The following is a 16152-nucleotide window of genomic DNA, read 5'->3' as shown; positions in this document are numbered from 1 at the left end:
CCTGATCCGGCACGGCAAGCTGCCGCCTGAGCTGAAGTACGACGCCGACGCGCGCGGCCTCGTGGTGGAGTGAGCCGGTGGACCCCCGCCCGACCATCGGCGTCACCCGGCCTTCCGTCGGCGACCTCCTGTCCTTCCTCGCGATCGCCCTCGCTATCCGGCTCGCCGGCGGCCGCGCCGTGCGGCTGGAATCGAGCGGATGGGAGCAAGTGCGGCTCGACGGCCTCGTGCTCAGCGGCGGCTCGGACGTCTTTCCAGGCCGCTTCCAGACCCGGCCGAAGGCCGATTACAGCTACGACCATCCGCGCGAGCAGATGGAGCTCGCCCTCCTCGAGCGGGCGCTGGCCGAAGACCTGCCGACCCTGGGCATCTGCCGCGGGGCCCAGCTGATGAATGTCGCCGCCGGCGGCTCCCTGCACATGGACGTGGCCGAGCGGTTCCATCCCACGCCCTATCCGCAGCACTGGCTGCGGCAGATCCATTTCCGCAAGCAGGTGTCCGTCACCCCCGGCACGCAGCTGCACGCCGTCCTGGGCTGCGAGCGGCTCTGGGTGAACTCGATCCACAGCCAGGCCGTCGACCGCCTCGGCAAGGGCCTGACGGTCAGCGCCCGGGAAGAGAACGGCCTGCCGCAGGCGATCGAGCGCAGCGACCGCGACTTCTGCATCGGGGTGCAGTTCCACCCCGAGCTGCTGCTGCATCGGCGGGTCTTCCGGCGCCTCTTCAAGGCCCTGGTCCTGTCGGCCAGGGCTTACCGCGCCCAGCGGCACGGCGCCGGCGCGGCCGTGAGCGTGCCGGCGGGCTGGCGCGGCGGTCGGCGAGACCTACATCGCTCGGCGTGACGCAAGGCCGGCCCGGCCGGCCCTGAACCAAGCGAAAGAGGTGATGCCTTGGACAAGCCAAAGATCGGCCTCATCGTCGGGTCCGTCCGCGAGAACCGCTTCGCCGACAAGGCCGCGGCCTGGATTTCGGAGCTCGCCGCGCGGCGCGACGACCTGGCCTTCGAGACCGTCGACCTGAAAGACTACGCCCTTCCCTTCTTCTCCGACGCCCTGTCGCCGGCCTATGGGCCTTCGCCGCATCGAGAGTCGCGCCGCTGGCGGGCCAAGATGGCGGAGCTGGACGGCTACCTGATCACGGCGGCCGAATACAATCGCGGCCCGACCGGCGTCCTGAAGAACGCCCTGGACCACGCCTACCGGGAGTACAACCGCAAACCCGTCGCCTTCGTCGGCTACGGCAGCGTCGGCGGCGCCCGGGCGGTGGAGCAACTGCGGCTGATCGCGATCGAGCTGCAGATGGCGCCCATCCGGCACGCCGTGCACATCGGCGGCGGCGACTTCTATGCCGCGATCAAGGGCGAGAAGACGCTGAAGGACATGCCGCACCTGGAGAAGATGGCCGACGCCATGTTCGACGACCTGGCCTGGTGGGCGCGGGCCCTGAAACGGAGCCGCGAGGAATCGGGCGCGGCCTCGCAAGCGGCCTGACCCCCGTCCAATGCTCGGCCCGGGGGGGCCGGGGCCGAGCACCGGACTGGAGTGTCCGCCAGCGGTCGCCGTCGGGTAAGGCGCCGCCGAAGACCAGATTAGTCACGGGCGGCCGATGGACACAATCGACCTCAGGGGAGGCTCGCTGAGGTCAGCGTCCGGCGCGCCCCGGTCCGCCGAGCTCCGTCTGCAACACTTCCAGCAACAGGGTGGGGGCGAAAGGCTTGGCCAGCATCTGGCTGTTGGGAACGCCCCGGTCGGGCCAGGCGTAGGCGCTCCCCCCGCTCATGTAGATCACCGGCAGGGCAGGGTCGCGTTCGCGGGCGTGGGCCGCCACCTCCCAGCCGGAGCACCCGGCGCCGAGGTCGATATCGGTCACCAGGGCCGCGACCTTCTGGACGTCGAGCGCGTCGATCGCCTCGCGGCCCGTCGCAGCCAGGCGCAGCGCAAAGCCGCTGTCCTCCAGGACGGCTTCGATCAGGTCTCTCACCAGGCTTTCGTCCTCGGCGACAAGGACAATGGGGGACTCGTCAAACACGCGCGCTGCTCCGCCTGGCGGGAGCGCTTGCGTCTCTCAGCCCGTCGCGGCCGGATGAGCGACGGATGTCGCCAAGCGTACGCGCCCGGGGCTTGAACGTCGAAAACCTGTCACACCAACCCGTGTTCAAATCTTTCGAGACCGCGCGATGGCCAAAGCTGCGCCGACACTTAAGGCCTAGCTCCGGGGCAGACGGCCGCGTGTATTGCCGATCCCTGGCGCGATCAGCCGTGGCCGCTTCATTCAGGTGAGCAAGTTGTGGCGTGGCGACTCTACTTCATCGATCCAAAGCTGCGGCGGATGTGCTTTGCAGCCTCTGGTACATGGGCAGAACCTGCGATATGGCTTGCGTGTTCCGTGGCGGATAAGTGCGCCGCACGGGCGAACTGCGCTCTGCGCAGAGCAGCGCGGGACCGCCCCCCGCCCGTGCTGCAGCGATTGACACTTCGTCCGGCGAAAAGCCGGCTAGTATGAGGGGATGACTATGGCGCGCGGAGAGGGGCCGGACCCCATAGACGTGCATGTGGGCCTGCGGGTGCGGCTGCGGCGCAAGGCCCTGGGCTACAGCCAGGAGCGGTTGGCCGAAGCGCTCGACCTCACCTTCCAGCAGGTCCAGAAGTATGAGCGCGGCGCCAACCGCATCAGCGCCTCGACGCTCTACCGCATCGCCCAGGTGCTGGAGGTTCCGGTCGGCTATTTTTTCGACGGCCTCCATGATCCGGCGACGCCGTCCGGCGAAGCCTACGCGGCCGCCTACGACAACGTGCTGCAAGGCCTGCTGCTGGAGCCGAACGGACCGGCGCTCGCCGAGGCCTTCCTGAGCATCCGCCGGCGCAGCACCCGCAAGAGCATCACCGACCTGGTGCAGGCGATCGCGGCCAACGACGATGGCGAGGGCTCGGCCGGCGGCGCCTTCACAGAAGGCTCGGCCGCGGAATGAGGCGGCGCGACGGTCTCCTCATCGCGCCGATCCTCCTGGTGGGCGTGTTGCTGGCGAGCCTGATCGTCAGTCCCAGGCCGCTTTCCGAGCCGATGCTCTGGGCGGTGACGGCCCTCTCCGGCGCCGCGATCCTCGCCTATGCAGGCCTTGCCTGGCGTTCGCGCGGCCAGGTGGCGGACGAGGCGCGCGGCGGTCGGCCTTTCGAGCGCCGATCGCGGGGTTCCCCGAATGACGGCGACGCCTAGCCTGCGTCCTTGCCGAGCGCCTTCCCCACGACCTCCACCAGGTCATCGATCCGGAACGGCTTCTGCAGGAAGACCTCGTAGCGGTCGAACCGGGCGCGCAGCGCGGTCTCGGGGACGGCGCTCATCATGATGATCGGCACGTGGGCGAGATCATCCATCGCCTTCACCTGAGCTGCGAAGGTCGGGCCGTCCATGATGGGCATCATGAAGTCGCTGATGATCAGGTCCGGCTTCTCCTGGCCGAGACGCTCCAGCGCCTGGGCCCCGTGCGCGGCCTTGAGGACCCGGTAGCCCTCGTCCTCGAGCGCGGTCAGGATCAGGTCCGCCACGCCGAATTCATCCTCGACCACGAGAACCGTCTTCACGAGGCCGCCTCACGCTCTTGGCGGCAACGGCGCCGGACGCGGTTCACTCGCCGATTCATGGGCGAAGCCGGTCATCAGGGCCTCGGCGCCGACGAACGGCTGGCCGATGTGGATGCCGCTGTCGTCGATCGTATACTCCCGAAGGGCGGGATCGAAGTCGCTGTCGCGCATCTTCACGATGGCGAGGATCCGCGCCATGCGGGACTGCCGCTCGACGAACCGCATGTAGAGCAGGTTCTCGACCAGGCTAGAGATGTTGTCGATCGGCACTTCCACCTGGGCGCCGAACAGGTCGCGCGTCTCCATGGTGTAGAGGGTCGTCACGCCCAGGACCCGCAGCTCGTTGGCGAGGGCGGCGAAGAAGCGCGAGATCCGCGACGGCTCCGAGGCGGCCGCGATGAAACCTCCGAGCCCATCCACCAGCAGCCGCTTCACCTTGCGCCGGCGCACGGCGTCGACCAGCCGATGGCCCAGCGCGTCGAACACCGGCTCGGTCGGCGCCTGCCACAGGATCTCGACGGCGCCGCTCGCGGTGAGGGCGTCGAGGTCGACGCCGATCCGTTTGGCCTTCACCTTCAGGCGCGGCGGCGTCTCGTAGAAGCCGAACAGAAGGCCCGGTTCTTCGGGCGTGCTCGCGCCGATGAACTGAATGCCGATCGTCGTCTTGCCCGCGCCGGAGGGGCCGATCACCGCCGAGGTGGAGGTGGTGCGAAGACCGCCGCCGATCACCGCATCCAGCGACGGCGCACCCGTGGTGTAGCGGTCCTCGCCGACGTCGTCGTGCCGGCTGGGCGTGGCGTAGAGCGCCTCGAAACGCGGATGGACGTGATAGCCGTCGCTGTCGATCGAGTAGGCGTGGCGACCCTCCAGGAAGGCGCTGGAGCGCAGCTTCACGACTTCGAGGTAGCGTTCGGTGCGATCGCCCGAAGGCCTGCGCACCATCTGCACGATCCCGTCCACCATGGTCCGCTCCGGGCGGCTGGCGCGGCCGTCGTCATTGGTCAGCAGGAAGGTCGTGCAGCCGGCGGCGGCGACCTGGCCCTGCAGGTCGTGGATGAACTTCTTGAAGTCGCGCTCGCTCGAGGCGGAGGCCTGGGTGGCGAGGAAGCCGTCCAGCACCAGCATGGTCGCCTTGCGGCCCTTGATCTCCCGGCGCAGCAGGTTGAGCAGGCCCGGCAGGCCGTCCTCCTCCAGCGTCGTAAAGCCGCTCACATAGACGATCTGGTCGGATACGGCGGCCTGGTCGAAGAAGCTCAAAGTGCCGAGCTGCTGCAGCAGGCGCGAGTGGCTTTCGGCCAGGAGGGTCACGTACAGGACCCGGCCACCGCCCTCGATATGCTTGTAGCAGATCTGATTGGCGAGGATCGTCTTGCCCGAACCGGGATCGCCCTGGACGATATACACGCCGCCTTCGACGAAGCCGCCGTTCAAGACAGTATCCAGCCCCGGCACTCCGCTGGCCGTACGTGGCACTGTTTCTGGCGCCTGCGCCTCTCCCATCCCTTGCCCCATAGAACTGCACCCCAACTGAGCGGCGGACATTGCGTTCCGCCGCATCCGCCTGCAAGGTTTTCTGGCCGACCTCGAGGGAAGCCGGCCGGGCGGAGGACGGGCCTCAGCGTGTGAGCTTATCCGGACGAGGCAAGCGGTGGGAGAGCTTCGGGCTCAGCCATGCGGTCCGGCCGCTGTGGTGGTGGAGAACGCCACCCTGGCGGCGGGGCTCTCCTGCGCGCCGATTCCGGTCACCCTGCTGGACGCCAACGCGCCGGGACGGCCGATCGTCTACTGCAATGAGGCCTTCTGCCAGCTGACCGGCTATCCGATCGAGGACGTCATCGGGCGGGGCCTCAATCTTCTCAGCCTGCCGGCCGACGAGGGCCGCGACCTCGACGCCGTCGTGTCGCTCGCCATGCCGAGGCGAGAGCTGCAGATGCGGCGGCGTGACGGGCGGCCGTTCTGGAATGCGTTGTCGTCTGGCCCCGTCCGTGACGAAGCCGGGCGCGTCACCCATGTCGTGGTCACCCACACCGACATCACCGAACATCGCCAGCGCGACGAGGCGCTCCAGAGCGCCCTCACCCACGCCGAGCGCGCGAACTGGGCCAAGAGCCGCCTGATCGCCGTCGCCGGCCACGACCTGCGCCAGCCGTTGCAGACCATCGTCGCCGCCCTCGACCTCCTGCGACGTGAAACGGACCTGAGCGCCCGTGGCCGCCGGCTGTTGGGCCATGCGGAGATCGCCGCCGTCGACCTCGACGAGGAACTCAAGGCGCTGGCCCAGGTCTCCGAGGTCAAACAGGACCTGGCGCCGGTGATCGAGGACTTCGCACTCGACGAGATCCTGGACGGCGTCATCGCGGCCTGGCGGCCGCGCGCGGAGCACAAGGGGCTGAGCCTGCGCACCGCCTGCACCCACGTGGCGGTCCGCAGCGACCGAGCCATGCTGCGGACCATCCTGCGCAACCTGGTCGGCAACGCGGTGAAGTACACCTTCGAGGGCGGCGTGCTGATCGGCGTTCGCCGTCGCGGCGGGGGTCTCGCCATCGAGGTCTGGGACACCGGCGCCGGCGTTCCGCCGCACATGCTCGAACGCATTTTCGAGGCCTTCGAGCGCGCCGATTCAACCGGCAACGAGGGCCTCGGGCTCGGGCTCTGGATCGTCCAGAAGACCGCCCAGTTGCTCGGCCACACCATCGAGGTGCGCTCGGTCGCCGGCCGGGGATCGTGCTTCAGCATCCGCCTGGAGCGCGGCGATCCGGCCGCAGCGCGAGAGAACGCCGGCGTCGCCCAGGTGGGCGGCCTCGAACCCTAGGCTCCAAGGCCGCCCGGAACGCCGGGGCGTTGGGGGCTGGGGGGCGTCCCGGCTTACCCTGAGACCGTCGCGTGGCCGGCGCCAAGTCTCCGCGCGCAGGCGCCGTCGGAGGCTCGCACCTCCTCGACCGTGTCCGCCGAACGGCCGGCATCAGAGGTTCAGGGCGGCCCGAAGGCCGCCCCTCCCCTGTCAGACGGGGTCCACGTCGGCCCGCAGACCGCCGTGCTGGTCCAAGAGGATGGTCGCCTGCTCGGCGGCCTCCTGCTGGTTACAGTTGAAGTGCTCCTCATGGAGCTTGTCGGCGCCGTCGTGGCGGTCGCCCAGGATCGTGATCTTCCACATGGGATGACCTCCTTGTCGTTGCGGCCAGGGTGAGGCGGCCCTGGGCGCAGGGTTGATGGTGAAGCCTCCGTCTATTTAGCCAGCGGCGCAGGCTGATCGGGGGCGGCGACCTGCTATTGCGCCGGCTGTGTCGCTGAGGCCACACCTCGGCGCCCTGACCCCCAATCGCGCTCTTGTGCGCGTCCGGCGCCGCCATAGATCACCGGGTGGCCGGCCCCGCCGGCCGAACTCAGTCGAGGTTGCGGAGATGATCACGACGGTGGCGCCCTCGGCCCGCCGGCGACGGAACCGGCGTGCGGCCCAGATCGGTCTGACCCTGGCGGGGGTGCTCCTCGCCGTAGGCGCCGTGCCGGCCGGCCAGTCGGTCCTGCAGGACCCGCTCGTCTGCTTCGTCGATGATCAAGGACGCAAGATCCGGATCGGCGAGACGGTGCGCGATCGGAACGGGCGCGAGATCGGGTGGATCTCGGCCAGCCAGTGCGCGTCGGACGCGCCGCCCGGTAAGCTGCGCGTCGTTCCCAGCGTCTATGGCGCTGTGGATCCGGTCGAGGTGGACGCCTCGGTCCTGATGAGCGCCGACAAGGGCGTCGTCCTGGCGCTCTCGGCCGACGAGCTCCACCGCACCTTCCAATACGCGCGCACCGACGGCCGCGAGGCCCCCAGCTGACGGGAACAGCTTGGCCGTGAAGCGCGTTGCGCGCGCGCAACTCCGGGGGCGGGCTGCGCCCCCTTCTCAGAAGAAGGGATTAACCGCATGAAGATTGCTCAGGTCGCTCCCCTCTACGAGGCGGTCCCGCCGCGGCTGTACGGCGGGACGGAGCGTGTGGTGGCTCACCTGACCGACGCGCTGGTGGCGCTCGGCCACGAGGTGACCCTGTTCGCCAGCGCCGAGGCGCAGACCCGCGCCCGGCTCGTGCCGGTGCGCGATCAGGCGATCCGCCTCGACCCGGCCCCGCTGAAGTCCGACGTCGCCGCGCACCTGGCGCAGCTCGCCGAGGTGAAGCGGCGCGCCGACGACTTCGACGTCATCCACTTCCACACCGACCTGCTGCACTTCCCGATCTTCGCCGACCTGGCGGAGAAGACGGTCACGACCCTGCACGGGCGCCTCGACCTAAAGGACCTGCCGGAGGCCTACCGCCGCTGGCCGGCCTTCCCGCTGGTCTCGATCAGCGACGACCAGCGCAAGCCGTTGCCCTTCGCCAACTGGATCGGGACCGTGCACCACGGCTTCCCGCCGGAGCACTACACCTTCCACCTGCGCAGCGAGGGCTATCTGGCCTTCCTGGGCCGCATCTCGCCGGAGAAGCGCCCGGACCGGGCGATCGAGATCGCGCGCCGCGCCGGCAAGCGGCTGAAGATCGCCGCCAAGGTGGACGCCGCCGACCGCGCCTACTTCAACGAGGTCATCGAGCCGCTGATCCGCGACGAGCCCTTGGTGGAGTTCATCGGCGAGATCGGCGATGCGGAGAAATCCGCCTTCCTGGGCGGGGCCGACGCCCTGCTCTTCCCCATCGACTGGCCGGAGCCCTTCGGCCTGGTGATGATCGAGGCCATGGCCTGCGGCACGCCGGTCATCGCCTGGAACTGCGGCTCGGTTCCGGAGGTGGTGGAGCCCGGCGTCACCGGCTTCATCGTCGAGGACTTGGACGGGGCGGTGGCCGCCGTCGGCCGGATCGGCGAACTGCGGCGCACCGGGGTGCGCGCACGTTTCGAGACCCGCTTCTCCGCCCTCACCATGGCGCGCCACTACGCCGCGCTTTACGCCGGCCTGCGCCAGCCCGAGCCTGGACCGGTCTCGCGCGCGGCGGCTCAAGTGAAAGCCGTCGCCGCGTGAGGAAGCTGGGGGACGAAGCATGGACGACCTGGCGCTTGCGCCGGAGGCGCATTTCGAGGCGGCGAGCGAGCGCGAGCGGCGCGCGCCCGACCGCCTCTTCACCCTCAAGGAAGGCGACGTCTTCCTGGTCTGCGACGCGTTCGGCGACATCCACGGGGTCGCCGACGGGCTCTTCCAAAACGACACGCGGCAGCTCTCCCGCCTGACCCTGCGGCTCGACGGGAGCGCCCCTGCCCTGCTGAGCAGCGCCGTGGGTCGGGACAACGTCATCTTCACCGCCAACGCCACCAATCGGCCGCTCACGCCCATTGGCGCGGTCACGACGCCGGAAGGCGTGGTGCACCTGGAGCGCAAGCGGCTGATCTGGGACGGGCGGCTCTTCGAGCGGATCCGGTGCGTCAACTACGGGGACGCTCCGGCCACGCTGCCGCTCGACTTCAGCTTCGACGCCGACTTCAAGGACATGTTCGAGGTTCGCGGCCAGACGCGCGCGCACCGCGGCCATCGTGCCTCGCCCACGGTCCTGCCGATGGGCGTCAAGTTTCAGTACGAAGGACTCGACGGGAACCGCCGCGACTGCGTCATCGCGTTCTCGGAGCGGCCGACGCACCTCGACGCCCACCACGCCAGCATCCGCCTGGAGCTCGATCCGCGGACGCCGAAGGACGTCTACCTCGAGGTGGGGCCGGAGGGGGGACCGCCGCCCGCCGCGCGACGCTTCCGGCGCGCGAGCCTGCTGGCCAAGGCCGCGATGCGGCGGCGCCTGCGCCGCGGCGGCCGGGTCCATACCTCGGGGCGGCTGTTCAACGCCTGGCTCGACAAGTCGCGGGCCGACCTGGCGCTGCTCACCACGGATCTCGCCACCGGTCCCTACCCCTACGCCGGCATCCCTTGGTTCTCCACGACCTTCGGCCGCGATGCGATCATCACAGCCTGGCAGCTGCTCTGGCTCGATCCGAGCCTTGCCAAGGGCGTGCTGGCCTACCTCGCGGCGACCCAGGCCGACGAGCACTCGAGCTTCCGCGACGCGGCGCCGGGCAAGATCCTGCACGAGGCCCGACGCGGCGAGATGGCCGCACAAGGCGAGGTGCCGTTCGGCCGCTACTATGGCGGCGTCGACACCACCTGCCTGTTCGTCGCTCTGGCGGCGGCTTACGCGGAGCGGACCGGCGACCGCGCCTTCCTGGACCAGATCTGGCCTGCGCTCCTGGCCGCCACCGGCTGGATGGACAGCTTCGCCAAGTCGGACCCGCTGGGCCTCATCCGTTACGCGCGCGGGGCCGACACGGGCCTCTTGAACCAGGGCTGGAAGGACAGCCACGACTCCATCTTCCATGCGGACGGCCGAACCCCCGATGGGCCGATCGCCCTGGTCGAGGTGCAAGGCTACGCCTACGCCGCCTACTGCGGGATGGCGCGGCTCGCGGCCACGCGGTTCGACCGCGACCACGCCGAGGGATGGCGTCGCCGGGCCGAGCAGATCCGCGAGGCGGTGGAATCGCGGTTCTGGATGCCAGAGGCCGGCTTCTACGGCATCGCCCTCGACGGCGAGAACCAGCTCTGCCGGGTGAAGGCCTCCAACGCCGGACACCTACTGTTCGTCGGCCTGCCCTCGCCCGAGCGCGCCCAGGCGGTGATGCGAACCCTTCTGGGCCCAGGCTTCACCAACGGGTGGGGGCTTCGCACCCTGGCCAGCGACCAGCCCCGCTACAACCCCATGTCCTACCACAACGGCTCGGTCTGGCCGCACGACACCGCGCTCTGCGCCATAGGCTTCCGGCGCTATGGCGGCGCCGACGCCGTGCCGCGCCTGCTCTCGGCGCTGTTCGAGGCGGCGGTGCACTTCGACATGCGGCTGCCCGAGCTCTTCTGCGGCTTCCCGCGCCATGCCGGCGAGCCGCCGGTCGCCTATCCCGTCGCCTGCCTGCCGCAGGCCTGGGCCGCGGCGTCCGTGTTCGGCGTCCTGCAGGCCTGCCTGGGCCTGCACGTGGACGGCTGGCGTGACGAGCTCCACGTGCGCTCGCCACGACTGCCCTTGGGCATCGGCGAGCTCCGGCTCGAGAACCTGCCGGTCGGCGACCGTCGCCTCGACCTGGTGTTCCGCGAGGCCGGCGGGCGGGTGATGGTCCTCCCCGGCCGCAACGAAGAACAAGGCGTTCCGTTGATCACCCACACCTGACGGACAGGCGAGAGGGACCCACCAGAGCGAGCGGAGACATGCGCGTCAGAGTTTGGATCGAGGGCCCGGACGGGCCCGCCCGGGACTTCGAGCTCGTGAGCCCGCCACGCGTCGGCGAACGCATCTGCATCGCCACGTCGCACGGGCTCGAGGAGGGCGTGGTGGAGACGATCACCTGGCAGCTGCAGGCCGTCGAACCCACGACCACGGAACTGCTCCTCGAAGGCGAACCGCCTGGCTCCGTCAGCCTCGTCCAGGTCGTCTGCCGCCGACCGACGGAGGCCCTGCACCGGGTGTTGGCCGCCTCCGCCGACGCCGAGCAGGCGTCTCTTCCCTCTCCGTCGTCCAATTAGGAGCGGTCCTCCGGCCACGGCGCGCTCAGCACTTCGTGCCAGCTCATGTCGGGCGCCTTGCCCTGGAAGTTGACGAAGCCGACGCAGCCCAGGCGTTTGCAGCGCTCCTTGCGGTTCCAGAGGCTGAAGTCCGCGCCCTTCACACGCGCGATCAGCCTCAGGTTCACGCGGAAGAGCAGGCCGCACGCTTCACACTTGGAGTGTACGTCCCAGCCTAACCGGATCATGTCCCCCACGCTCTCGCAACGCCGCCGACGCATCGCGATCGGTATGCGATCCGGATTCCGACTCCCCATGCTCCACTCCTGACCCGTGGGAACAGAAGCAGAACGAGCAAGGATTGGAAAGGTGACCGGCGGGTCCGGCTCGGCCTTGACCCGGCCGTGCATTTTATTGCTCGTCCGCTGCAACTCGCCGGGCAGACCAGCGCTTCTCCAGACGAGCTGTGGCGAGCAGCTCGCTCATGGAACCGCGTGTCGCTGGCGCCTGATCCAGCGACCTTCGCTCTGGCCAATGGAGACGCCCAGATGTCGCAATCCCTCACCCCGTTCGGAGGCGCCGATCCTCTGCTTTCGCTTCATCGCGAGATGAACCGCCTGTTCGACGATGTCTTCCGCGGCTCGCGCAGCTTCGCGCCGCCCACGAGCCAGGGCGGCGGCGTGGCGGCCACCTTCAACGCCAGCATGGACGTCTCCGAAACCGACAAGGAAGTGCGCGTCTGTGTGGAGCTGCCGGGCGTCGACGAGAAGGATATCGACGTCTCGCTGGAGAACGACCAGCTCACCATCCGTGGCGAGAAGAAGTTCCAGCAGGAGAAGGGTGACGAGAAGACCAACTACCATTTCGTGGAGCGTGGCTATGGCCGCTTCCAACGCGCCCTCCGTCTGCCCTTCCAGGCCAATCCTGATGAGGTGAAGGCGACCTTCCACAACGGCGTGCTGACCGTCACCGTGCCGAAGAGCGCCGAGCAGAGCCGTTCACGGCGGATCCAGATTCAAGGCTCGAGCGGTCAGTCGTCGTCTTCCGCCCAAGGCCAGGACCAACAAACTGCGGCCGGCCCCGCGAGCGGGCAGGACGGCTCCGGCCAGGGCGCCGCGCACTGAGCGGTTGCCAACCTTGGGAAGGGGACACTCCCCCTTCCCGGGGCCAATGGATCGTGAACCCCACGAGGTAACCGCAGCGTCTTCACTGGCGCAAGTGGCTCGCCAAGCGCTAAGATTCGTACGCGACGCTGTGGAGGCGCCCATGCTTTGGCGTGCAATCGTCTGGATACTTCTGCTGTGGCTCGTGGGTACGCCGGTTGTCGCCGCGCTCAGAGGCGAACTGCCGCCGGGCTTGAAGGAACTCGTTCTCGTTGGCGCACTGATATTTGCGAGTCTAGTCGTGTTCGGCCCGATCTTCGCAGGTCGTCGCAATGACGATGAGGACGAAGAAGCCTTCCGTTTCCAACAGCAGCGTGAACGTGCGGAGAGGGACGCTTATCACCGCGGTCGTGGTGACTGGTAGGGGCGGACCAACCTAACGTCGCCTCACCCGCTCCGGGCCATCGGAGCTGCGATCTCCGGATGTTGCCCCGCTATCTCGCTGGCGCTGAGCCTGCATCAAACTCGGTTCTCGGAAACGCGCACCGTTCTCCATTCGCTCGGCCGCCTTGGATCGGGCCCGATCGACGACCCGCGCGGCTGCATCAGGATCCAGGCGCTGGCGGGCGACGCTGGCCACCACGCCCAGGGTAGCTTGCGCCGCCTTCAGAGCAGGATCGCGCGCAGCTTCCGCTGGATCACTCTCGCGGAGGCGCGCCGCTTCTACGGTCCAGCGGTTACGCTGGTGCGCCTCGCCGCTGCGGTCCGACACACGGTCGACCCCCTCGCGACGAAGGGTGATCTCGTCCCCGACCTTCGCGCCTGAGCGCGATATCGCCGTCGGCAGGGTCACGCCCCAGATCTGCACCGGCTTGCCCTCCGCCGGTTGTATGCGCACGAACGGAGCGGGCGCGGCCCCCTGGCGGCCGCGGAATGGCGCACGTCCGATCTCCAGGAGTCGACCACGAACGCCGGCGTCGTAGTCGACGCGATCCTGAGGCCGAGCGGGTGATTGGCGTGAGCGCTCGTCCGTCCGCTCGCGACGAGGCGCGGGCCCTAAGGAGCCCTTCTCTCGCGCTTCGGACCGCCGCTCGAGCTCCTGAAAATCACGCTGGTTGGGCCGGAAGCCGCGCACCTCCAGGCCCCGGCTCTGGGCCTCCAGCCACACCTCACGCTTGAAGTCCTCGGCGCCGCGCACCTGGATCGCCTGCCAGCCGCGATGCTCGGCGATGTCCACCATGTCTCGGATGGTGTTCGGGTTGGTCTCGGACGTGGAGAGCCGCGCGCCGGCGTCCCGGAAGGCCGGCTTCGGCGCATTGTACTCGGCATAGAAGGCTAGGGCGCGGGCCGTCGATTGCGTGAAGTAGCGCTTGCTGAGCGCCTCGGGCACGTCCCCCTTATCGGTCGAGATCGGCCGATCCGGCGAGCCCTTCAGCGCCTCACGCGTGGGCGCCACGTCGCCCTCCGTCCCGCGGCGTTCCCGCGGCCTGCGCGGGGCCACGGGCTCCCGCAGGTCCTTTCCGGCGTCGTCTGCGGCCTCGGACATCATCGCCTCCTATTGCGCCACGAGCTCGTCACGATCGTCGTGCGCATGCTCGCGGTGAACGTCGATCTCGAACTCATCCTCGAGCGCCCGGTCGAGCGCGGCGCGATCGATGTAGGCCTCAGCCCAGCGCGCCACCTCTTCCTCGCTGGCGCGCTCCGGGGGCGCGTCCATGTCCACAGCCTCCAGCGCCAGGCTGATCATCTCGGGCGTCAGCAGTTCCTCGCCGGCGGCTTCCGCTTCCGTGAGCGGACGCGACGTTGGTTCGATATCGCCGCCTCGGGGCGTCGGTGCTGGGGCCGGATGAACGGTGACTGGACGCGCCGGCGGCGTGGGGGCCGGCGACAGGCGGCGCTTGAAGTCGCCTTCGTCGAAGTAGCGGAGCTTCTTGCCGCGCACGGGGGGCATGCCGGCCCGAAGGACGATGAGGCGGTCCGGCGGCAGCTGCATGAGCTCCTGGGGCAGCATCAGCGCGCGCCGTTGCTCGGAGTCCGTCGTGGTCCGCCGGCCGCCGGCGAGGAGCATCGTGGGCCGGCTCCGCGACTGCGATCCGGTCGTATAGTAGCCGAGCCGGTCGCTGAGCTCCTGGGCCACCTTCAGCTCCTTCGGCGCGAAGACCACCTCCACGCCGCAGTTGGAGATGATCTCCTCGGCGACGTCGGGGCCGTACTCGGCGCGCAGCTGGGACGGGCTTTGCAGGACGGCGAGGAACCTCAGGCCGTACCCCGCCACGAAGGAGAAGCCCCGGGCGATCACGGGCGCCGCGCCCAGCCTGGCGAACTCATCGAGCAAGACGAGGATCTGGCGGGGCTCACGATCCTGCCGCGGCAGATGACGGGTGTTGAGGTCGACCAGCTGCTGGAAGAGCAGATTGTACAGCGGCTGGACGCGGGCCAGGTTGTCCGGCGAAGCCCCAAGGTAGAGGGTGGTCGGCACGTCCCTGAGGCGTCGCAGATCGAAGTCGCTCTTGCTGGTCGCGGCGTCCACCAGGGGGTTGAGCCAGAGGTTGAGCCGCGAGGTGAGCGTCTGGCGCACCGAGGCGAAGGTGTTCTCGGAGGCCGCGCAGAAGTCCGTTAGCGCGTTCACGCAGCCTGCGGACAGCGGTCGGTTCTGCGCCGCCCGGTCGGCGATGATGTTGGGAAAGCGGGTGCGGGGATTGCCGACGGTGAGCTGGCGGTAGATCTCGCCGATCGTGAACGGCAGCTCCGCGGACTCAGCGATGTAGGCGCCGACGCCGACGAAGCCGGTGCGCGAGGCTTCAGCCCAGAACGGATCGGTCCGTTCGGGGGCGGTGAACAGCATGCCCGCGATCTTCTGCAGCTCGTCGAGCACTTCGATCGGCGCGCTGCGGTCGATGTAAGCTAGCGGATTGAAGCGGGCCGTACGGCCGTCGGCCGCCAAGGGATCAAACAGATGCACGGCCTGGCCGTGGGCCGCGCGGAAGCCGGCGGAGGCGTCGTAGTTCTCTCGCTTGATGTCGAGCACCACGGCCGAGTCGGGCCAATCGAGCAGGTTGGGAATGACCACGCCCACGCCCTTGCCTGTGCGCGTCGGCGCGTAGAGCAGGACGTGCTCGGCGCCGCCGAAGCGGAGGTAGGCGCCGCCGACCCGGCCGAGCAGCAGACCGCGGCGGGCCCGCAGTCCCGCCTGGCGCAAATCCCCCTCACCCGCCCAGCGGGCGGCGCCGTGCAGCGGGCGCCGGATCTGGAGTGCGGCCGCAAGCGCCAGCATCGCCACGAAGAGGAAAGAGCCGACGGCGCCGATCTTCAGCCAGCGCACCACCTCCGGATCGCCCCGGTAATACCAGAGCCAGCGCGGCAGAACGGCGAGATCGACGTTCGAGGAGAGCTGGCCGAGCCCGCCCAGGGTGATCAGCATCCACAAGGATATCCACAGGCCGGCGAGCAGCGCCGCGCCCAGGATGAGAAGCCAGGCCTTAGCGGCGGGAGTCGCGCTTGCGAAGGGGGTCATAGTAGACCTCCGTCATGCGGAAGCGGCCGGCCTGCCGCTTCATCTGGACCACGATGTCGACCAGCAGGAGGAGAAGCGTTCGGATGTCCGCCCGCGAAAGGTCGCGGCCGCCTTCCGACTCCTTCACCAGAAGCGTGAGTTGCTCGAACGCGAGCTGGGCGGAGTCGGCGTGCACCGTGGTGATCGAGCCCGGATGGCCCGAGTTGACGTTGCGCAGGTAGAAGAAGGCCGTGCCGTCCCGCAGCTCCTGAAGCAGGATGCGATCGGGCCGCATGCGCAGGGCGCTTTCGAGCAGCTGCTTGGCGCCGACGCGCGCAAGCCCCTGGCCGTCCTTGGCGTAGATCAGGTGAACGACGTTGCGGTGCGGCACCGAAAGCTCGCGCGCGTCCTCGATCGTCAGCAGCCGCTCGCCCTCGGGGATCAGCTTGATGAGGGTCTTCGAGAAGGTGGTCTTG

19 protein-coding genes are annotated in these 16152 nt (G+C 69.2%); 11 read left to right on the top strand and 8 right to left on the bottom strand.

Translation table 11 applies throughout. The annotated features are described in order from the left end of the window. The first annotated feature begins 77 nt into the window (after nucleotides 1–77). Entirely contained in the window at nucleotides 78–842 is a 765-nt protein-coding gene (locus A2790_RS12995) for a gamma-glutamyl-gamma-aminobutyrate hydrolase family protein (RefSeq protein WP_293392245.1), read from the top strand. Nucleotides 843–890: 48 nt separating this feature from the next. After that, complete coding sequence (locus tag A2790_RS12990; protein ID WP_293392243.1) at nucleotides 891–1490, top strand: NAD(P)H-dependent oxidoreductase; 600 nt, start codon at nucleotides 891–893, stop codon at nucleotides 1488–1490. Nucleotides 1491–1641: 151 nt separating this feature from the next. On the opposite strand, the gene A2790_RS12985 is transcribed toward A2790_RS12990, so the two are convergent. Continuing rightward, on the bottom strand, nucleotides 1642–2028 hold the full coding sequence (locus A2790_RS12985; RefSeq protein ID WP_293392240.1) for a response regulator: 387 nt from the start codon (nucleotides 2026–2028) through the stop codon (nucleotides 1642–1644). Nucleotides 2029–2512: 484 nt separating this feature from the next. Between A2790_RS12985 and A2790_RS12980 the strand changes: the two genes are divergently transcribed. Both A2790_RS12980 and A2790_RS12975 read left to right on the top strand, forming a co-directional pair. Beyond that, the gene (locus A2790_RS12980; RefSeq protein ID WP_293392238.1) at nucleotides 2513–2968 is read left to right on the top strand and encodes a helix-turn-helix transcriptional regulator; all 456 of its coding nucleotides are present in this window, start codon (nucleotides 2513–2515) and stop codon (nucleotides 2966–2968) included. Continuing rightward, nucleotides 2965–3213, top strand: coding sequence for a hypothetical protein (locus A2790_RS12975; RefSeq protein ID WP_293392236.1), 249 nt, complete (start codon nucleotides 2965–2967; stop codon nucleotides 3211–3213). The genes A2790_RS12980 and A2790_RS12975 overlap by 4 nt, the downstream gene beginning before the upstream one ends. Here the strand turns inward: A2790_RS12975 and A2790_RS12970 are convergent. Continuing rightward, nucleotides 3210–3578, bottom strand: a complete 369-nt coding sequence (locus A2790_RS12970; RefSeq protein WP_293392233.1) for a response regulator — start codon at nucleotides 3576–3578, stop codon at nucleotides 3210–3212. The two genes, A2790_RS12975 and A2790_RS12970, sit on opposite strands and share 4 nt — an antisense overlap. 9 nt (nucleotides 3579–3587) lie before the next feature. After that, on the bottom strand, nucleotides 3588–5078 hold the full coding sequence (locus A2790_RS12965) for an ATPase domain-containing protein (protein WP_293392231.1): 1491 nt from the start codon (nucleotides 5076–5078) through the stop codon (nucleotides 3588–3590). 148 nt (nucleotides 5079–5226) lie between these two features. On the opposite strand from A2790_RS12965, the gene A2790_RS12960 reads away from it, so the two are divergent. Beyond that, nucleotides 5227–6390: an ATP-binding protein gene (locus tag A2790_RS12960; protein ID WP_293392229.1), complete on the top strand. Its 1164-nt coding sequence runs from the start codon at nucleotides 5227–5229 to the stop codon at nucleotides 6388–6390. 189 nt (nucleotides 6391–6579) lie between these two features. Here the strand turns inward: A2790_RS12960 and A2790_RS12955 are convergent, their stop codons facing one another. Beyond that, nucleotides 6580–6732 (bottom strand): hypothetical protein, encoded by a 153-nt coding sequence (locus tag A2790_RS12955; protein WP_293392227.1) that lies wholly within the window; start codon nucleotides 6730–6732, stop codon nucleotides 6580–6582. Between the two features lie 247 nt (nucleotides 6733–6979). On the opposite strand from A2790_RS12955, the gene A2790_RS12950 reads away from it, so the two are divergent. The 4 genes from A2790_RS12950 (at nucleotide 6980) to A2790_RS12935 (ending at nucleotide 11101) form a co-directional block, all read left to right on the top strand. Then, nucleotides 6980–7399, top strand: coding sequence for a hypothetical protein (locus A2790_RS12950; protein WP_293392225.1), 420 nt, complete (start codon nucleotides 6980–6982; stop codon nucleotides 7397–7399). 87 nt (nucleotides 7400–7486) lie between these two features. Continuing rightward, nucleotides 7487–8569: a glycosyltransferase family 4 protein gene (locus A2790_RS12945; protein WP_293392222.1), complete on the top strand. Its 1083-nt coding sequence runs from the start codon at nucleotides 7487–7489 to the stop codon at nucleotides 8567–8569. A gap of 19 nt (nucleotides 8570–8588) precedes the next feature. Then, nucleotides 8589–10748 carry an amylo-alpha-1,6-glucosidase gene (locus A2790_RS12940; protein ID WP_293392221.1) on the top strand — a complete coding sequence of 720 codons (2160 nt, stop codon included), beginning with the start codon at nucleotides 8589–8591 and terminating at the stop codon, nucleotides 10746–10748. 38 nt (nucleotides 10749–10786) lie between these two features. Further along, nucleotides 10787–11101 (top strand): hypothetical protein, encoded by a 315-nt coding sequence (locus A2790_RS12935; protein ID WP_293392219.1) that lies wholly within the window; start codon nucleotides 10787–10789, stop codon nucleotides 11099–11101. On the opposite strand, the gene A2790_RS12930 is transcribed toward A2790_RS12935, so the two are convergent. Further along, nucleotides 11098–11328, bottom strand: a complete 231-nt coding sequence (locus A2790_RS12930; protein ID WP_293392216.1) for a hypothetical protein — start codon at nucleotides 11326–11328, stop codon at nucleotides 11098–11100. The two genes, A2790_RS12935 and A2790_RS12930, sit on opposite strands and share 4 nt — an antisense overlap. A 300-nt stretch (nucleotides 11329–11628) precedes the next feature. Here A2790_RS12930 and A2790_RS12925 point away from each other — a divergent pair, with 300 nt between their 5' ends. Together A2790_RS12925 and A2790_RS12920 are read left to right on the top strand one after the other, a co-directional pair. Beyond that, nucleotides 11629–12204, top strand: a complete 576-nt coding sequence (locus A2790_RS12925) for an Hsp20/alpha crystallin family protein (RefSeq protein WP_293392213.1) — start codon at nucleotides 11629–11631, stop codon at nucleotides 12202–12204. A gap of 142 nt (nucleotides 12205–12346) precedes the next feature. Then, nucleotides 12347–12607 carry a hypothetical protein gene (locus A2790_RS12920; RefSeq protein ID WP_293392211.1) on the top strand — a complete coding sequence of 87 codons (261 nt, stop codon included), beginning with the start codon at nucleotides 12347–12349 and terminating at the stop codon, nucleotides 12605–12607. Between the two features lie 12 nt (nucleotides 12608–12619). On the opposite strand, the gene A2790_RS12915 is transcribed toward A2790_RS12920, so the two are convergent. From A2790_RS12915 to A2790_RS12905, 3 genes are all read right to left on the bottom strand, one after another. Further along, a complete protein-coding gene (locus tag A2790_RS12915) occupies nucleotides 12620–13729 on the bottom strand; it encodes an LPD7 domain-containing protein (protein ID WP_293392208.1) in 1110 nt (369 codons plus the stop codon). Between the two features lie 9 nt (nucleotides 13730–13738). Further along, the gene (locus tag A2790_RS12910; protein WP_293392205.1) at nucleotides 13739–15697 is read right to left on the bottom strand and encodes a type IV secretory system conjugative DNA transfer family protein; all 1959 of its coding nucleotides are present in this window, start codon (nucleotides 15695–15697) and stop codon (nucleotides 13739–13741) included. Continuing rightward, on the bottom strand, nucleotides 15663–16152 hold a 490-nt coding region (locus tag A2790_RS12905), incomplete at its 5' end, for an ATPase, T2SS/T4P/T4SS family (protein ID WP_293392202.1). The genes A2790_RS12905 and A2790_RS12910, both read right to left, overlap by 35 nt.

Source organism: Phenylobacterium sp. RIFCSPHIGHO2_01_FULL_69_31, from assembly GCF_001824475.1.
In the GTDB taxonomy this organism is placed as follows: Bacteria; Pseudomonadota; Alphaproteobacteria; order Caulobacterales; family Caulobacteraceae; genus Phenylobacterium.
This window is presented reverse-complemented; position numbering and strand designations above follow the sequence as displayed.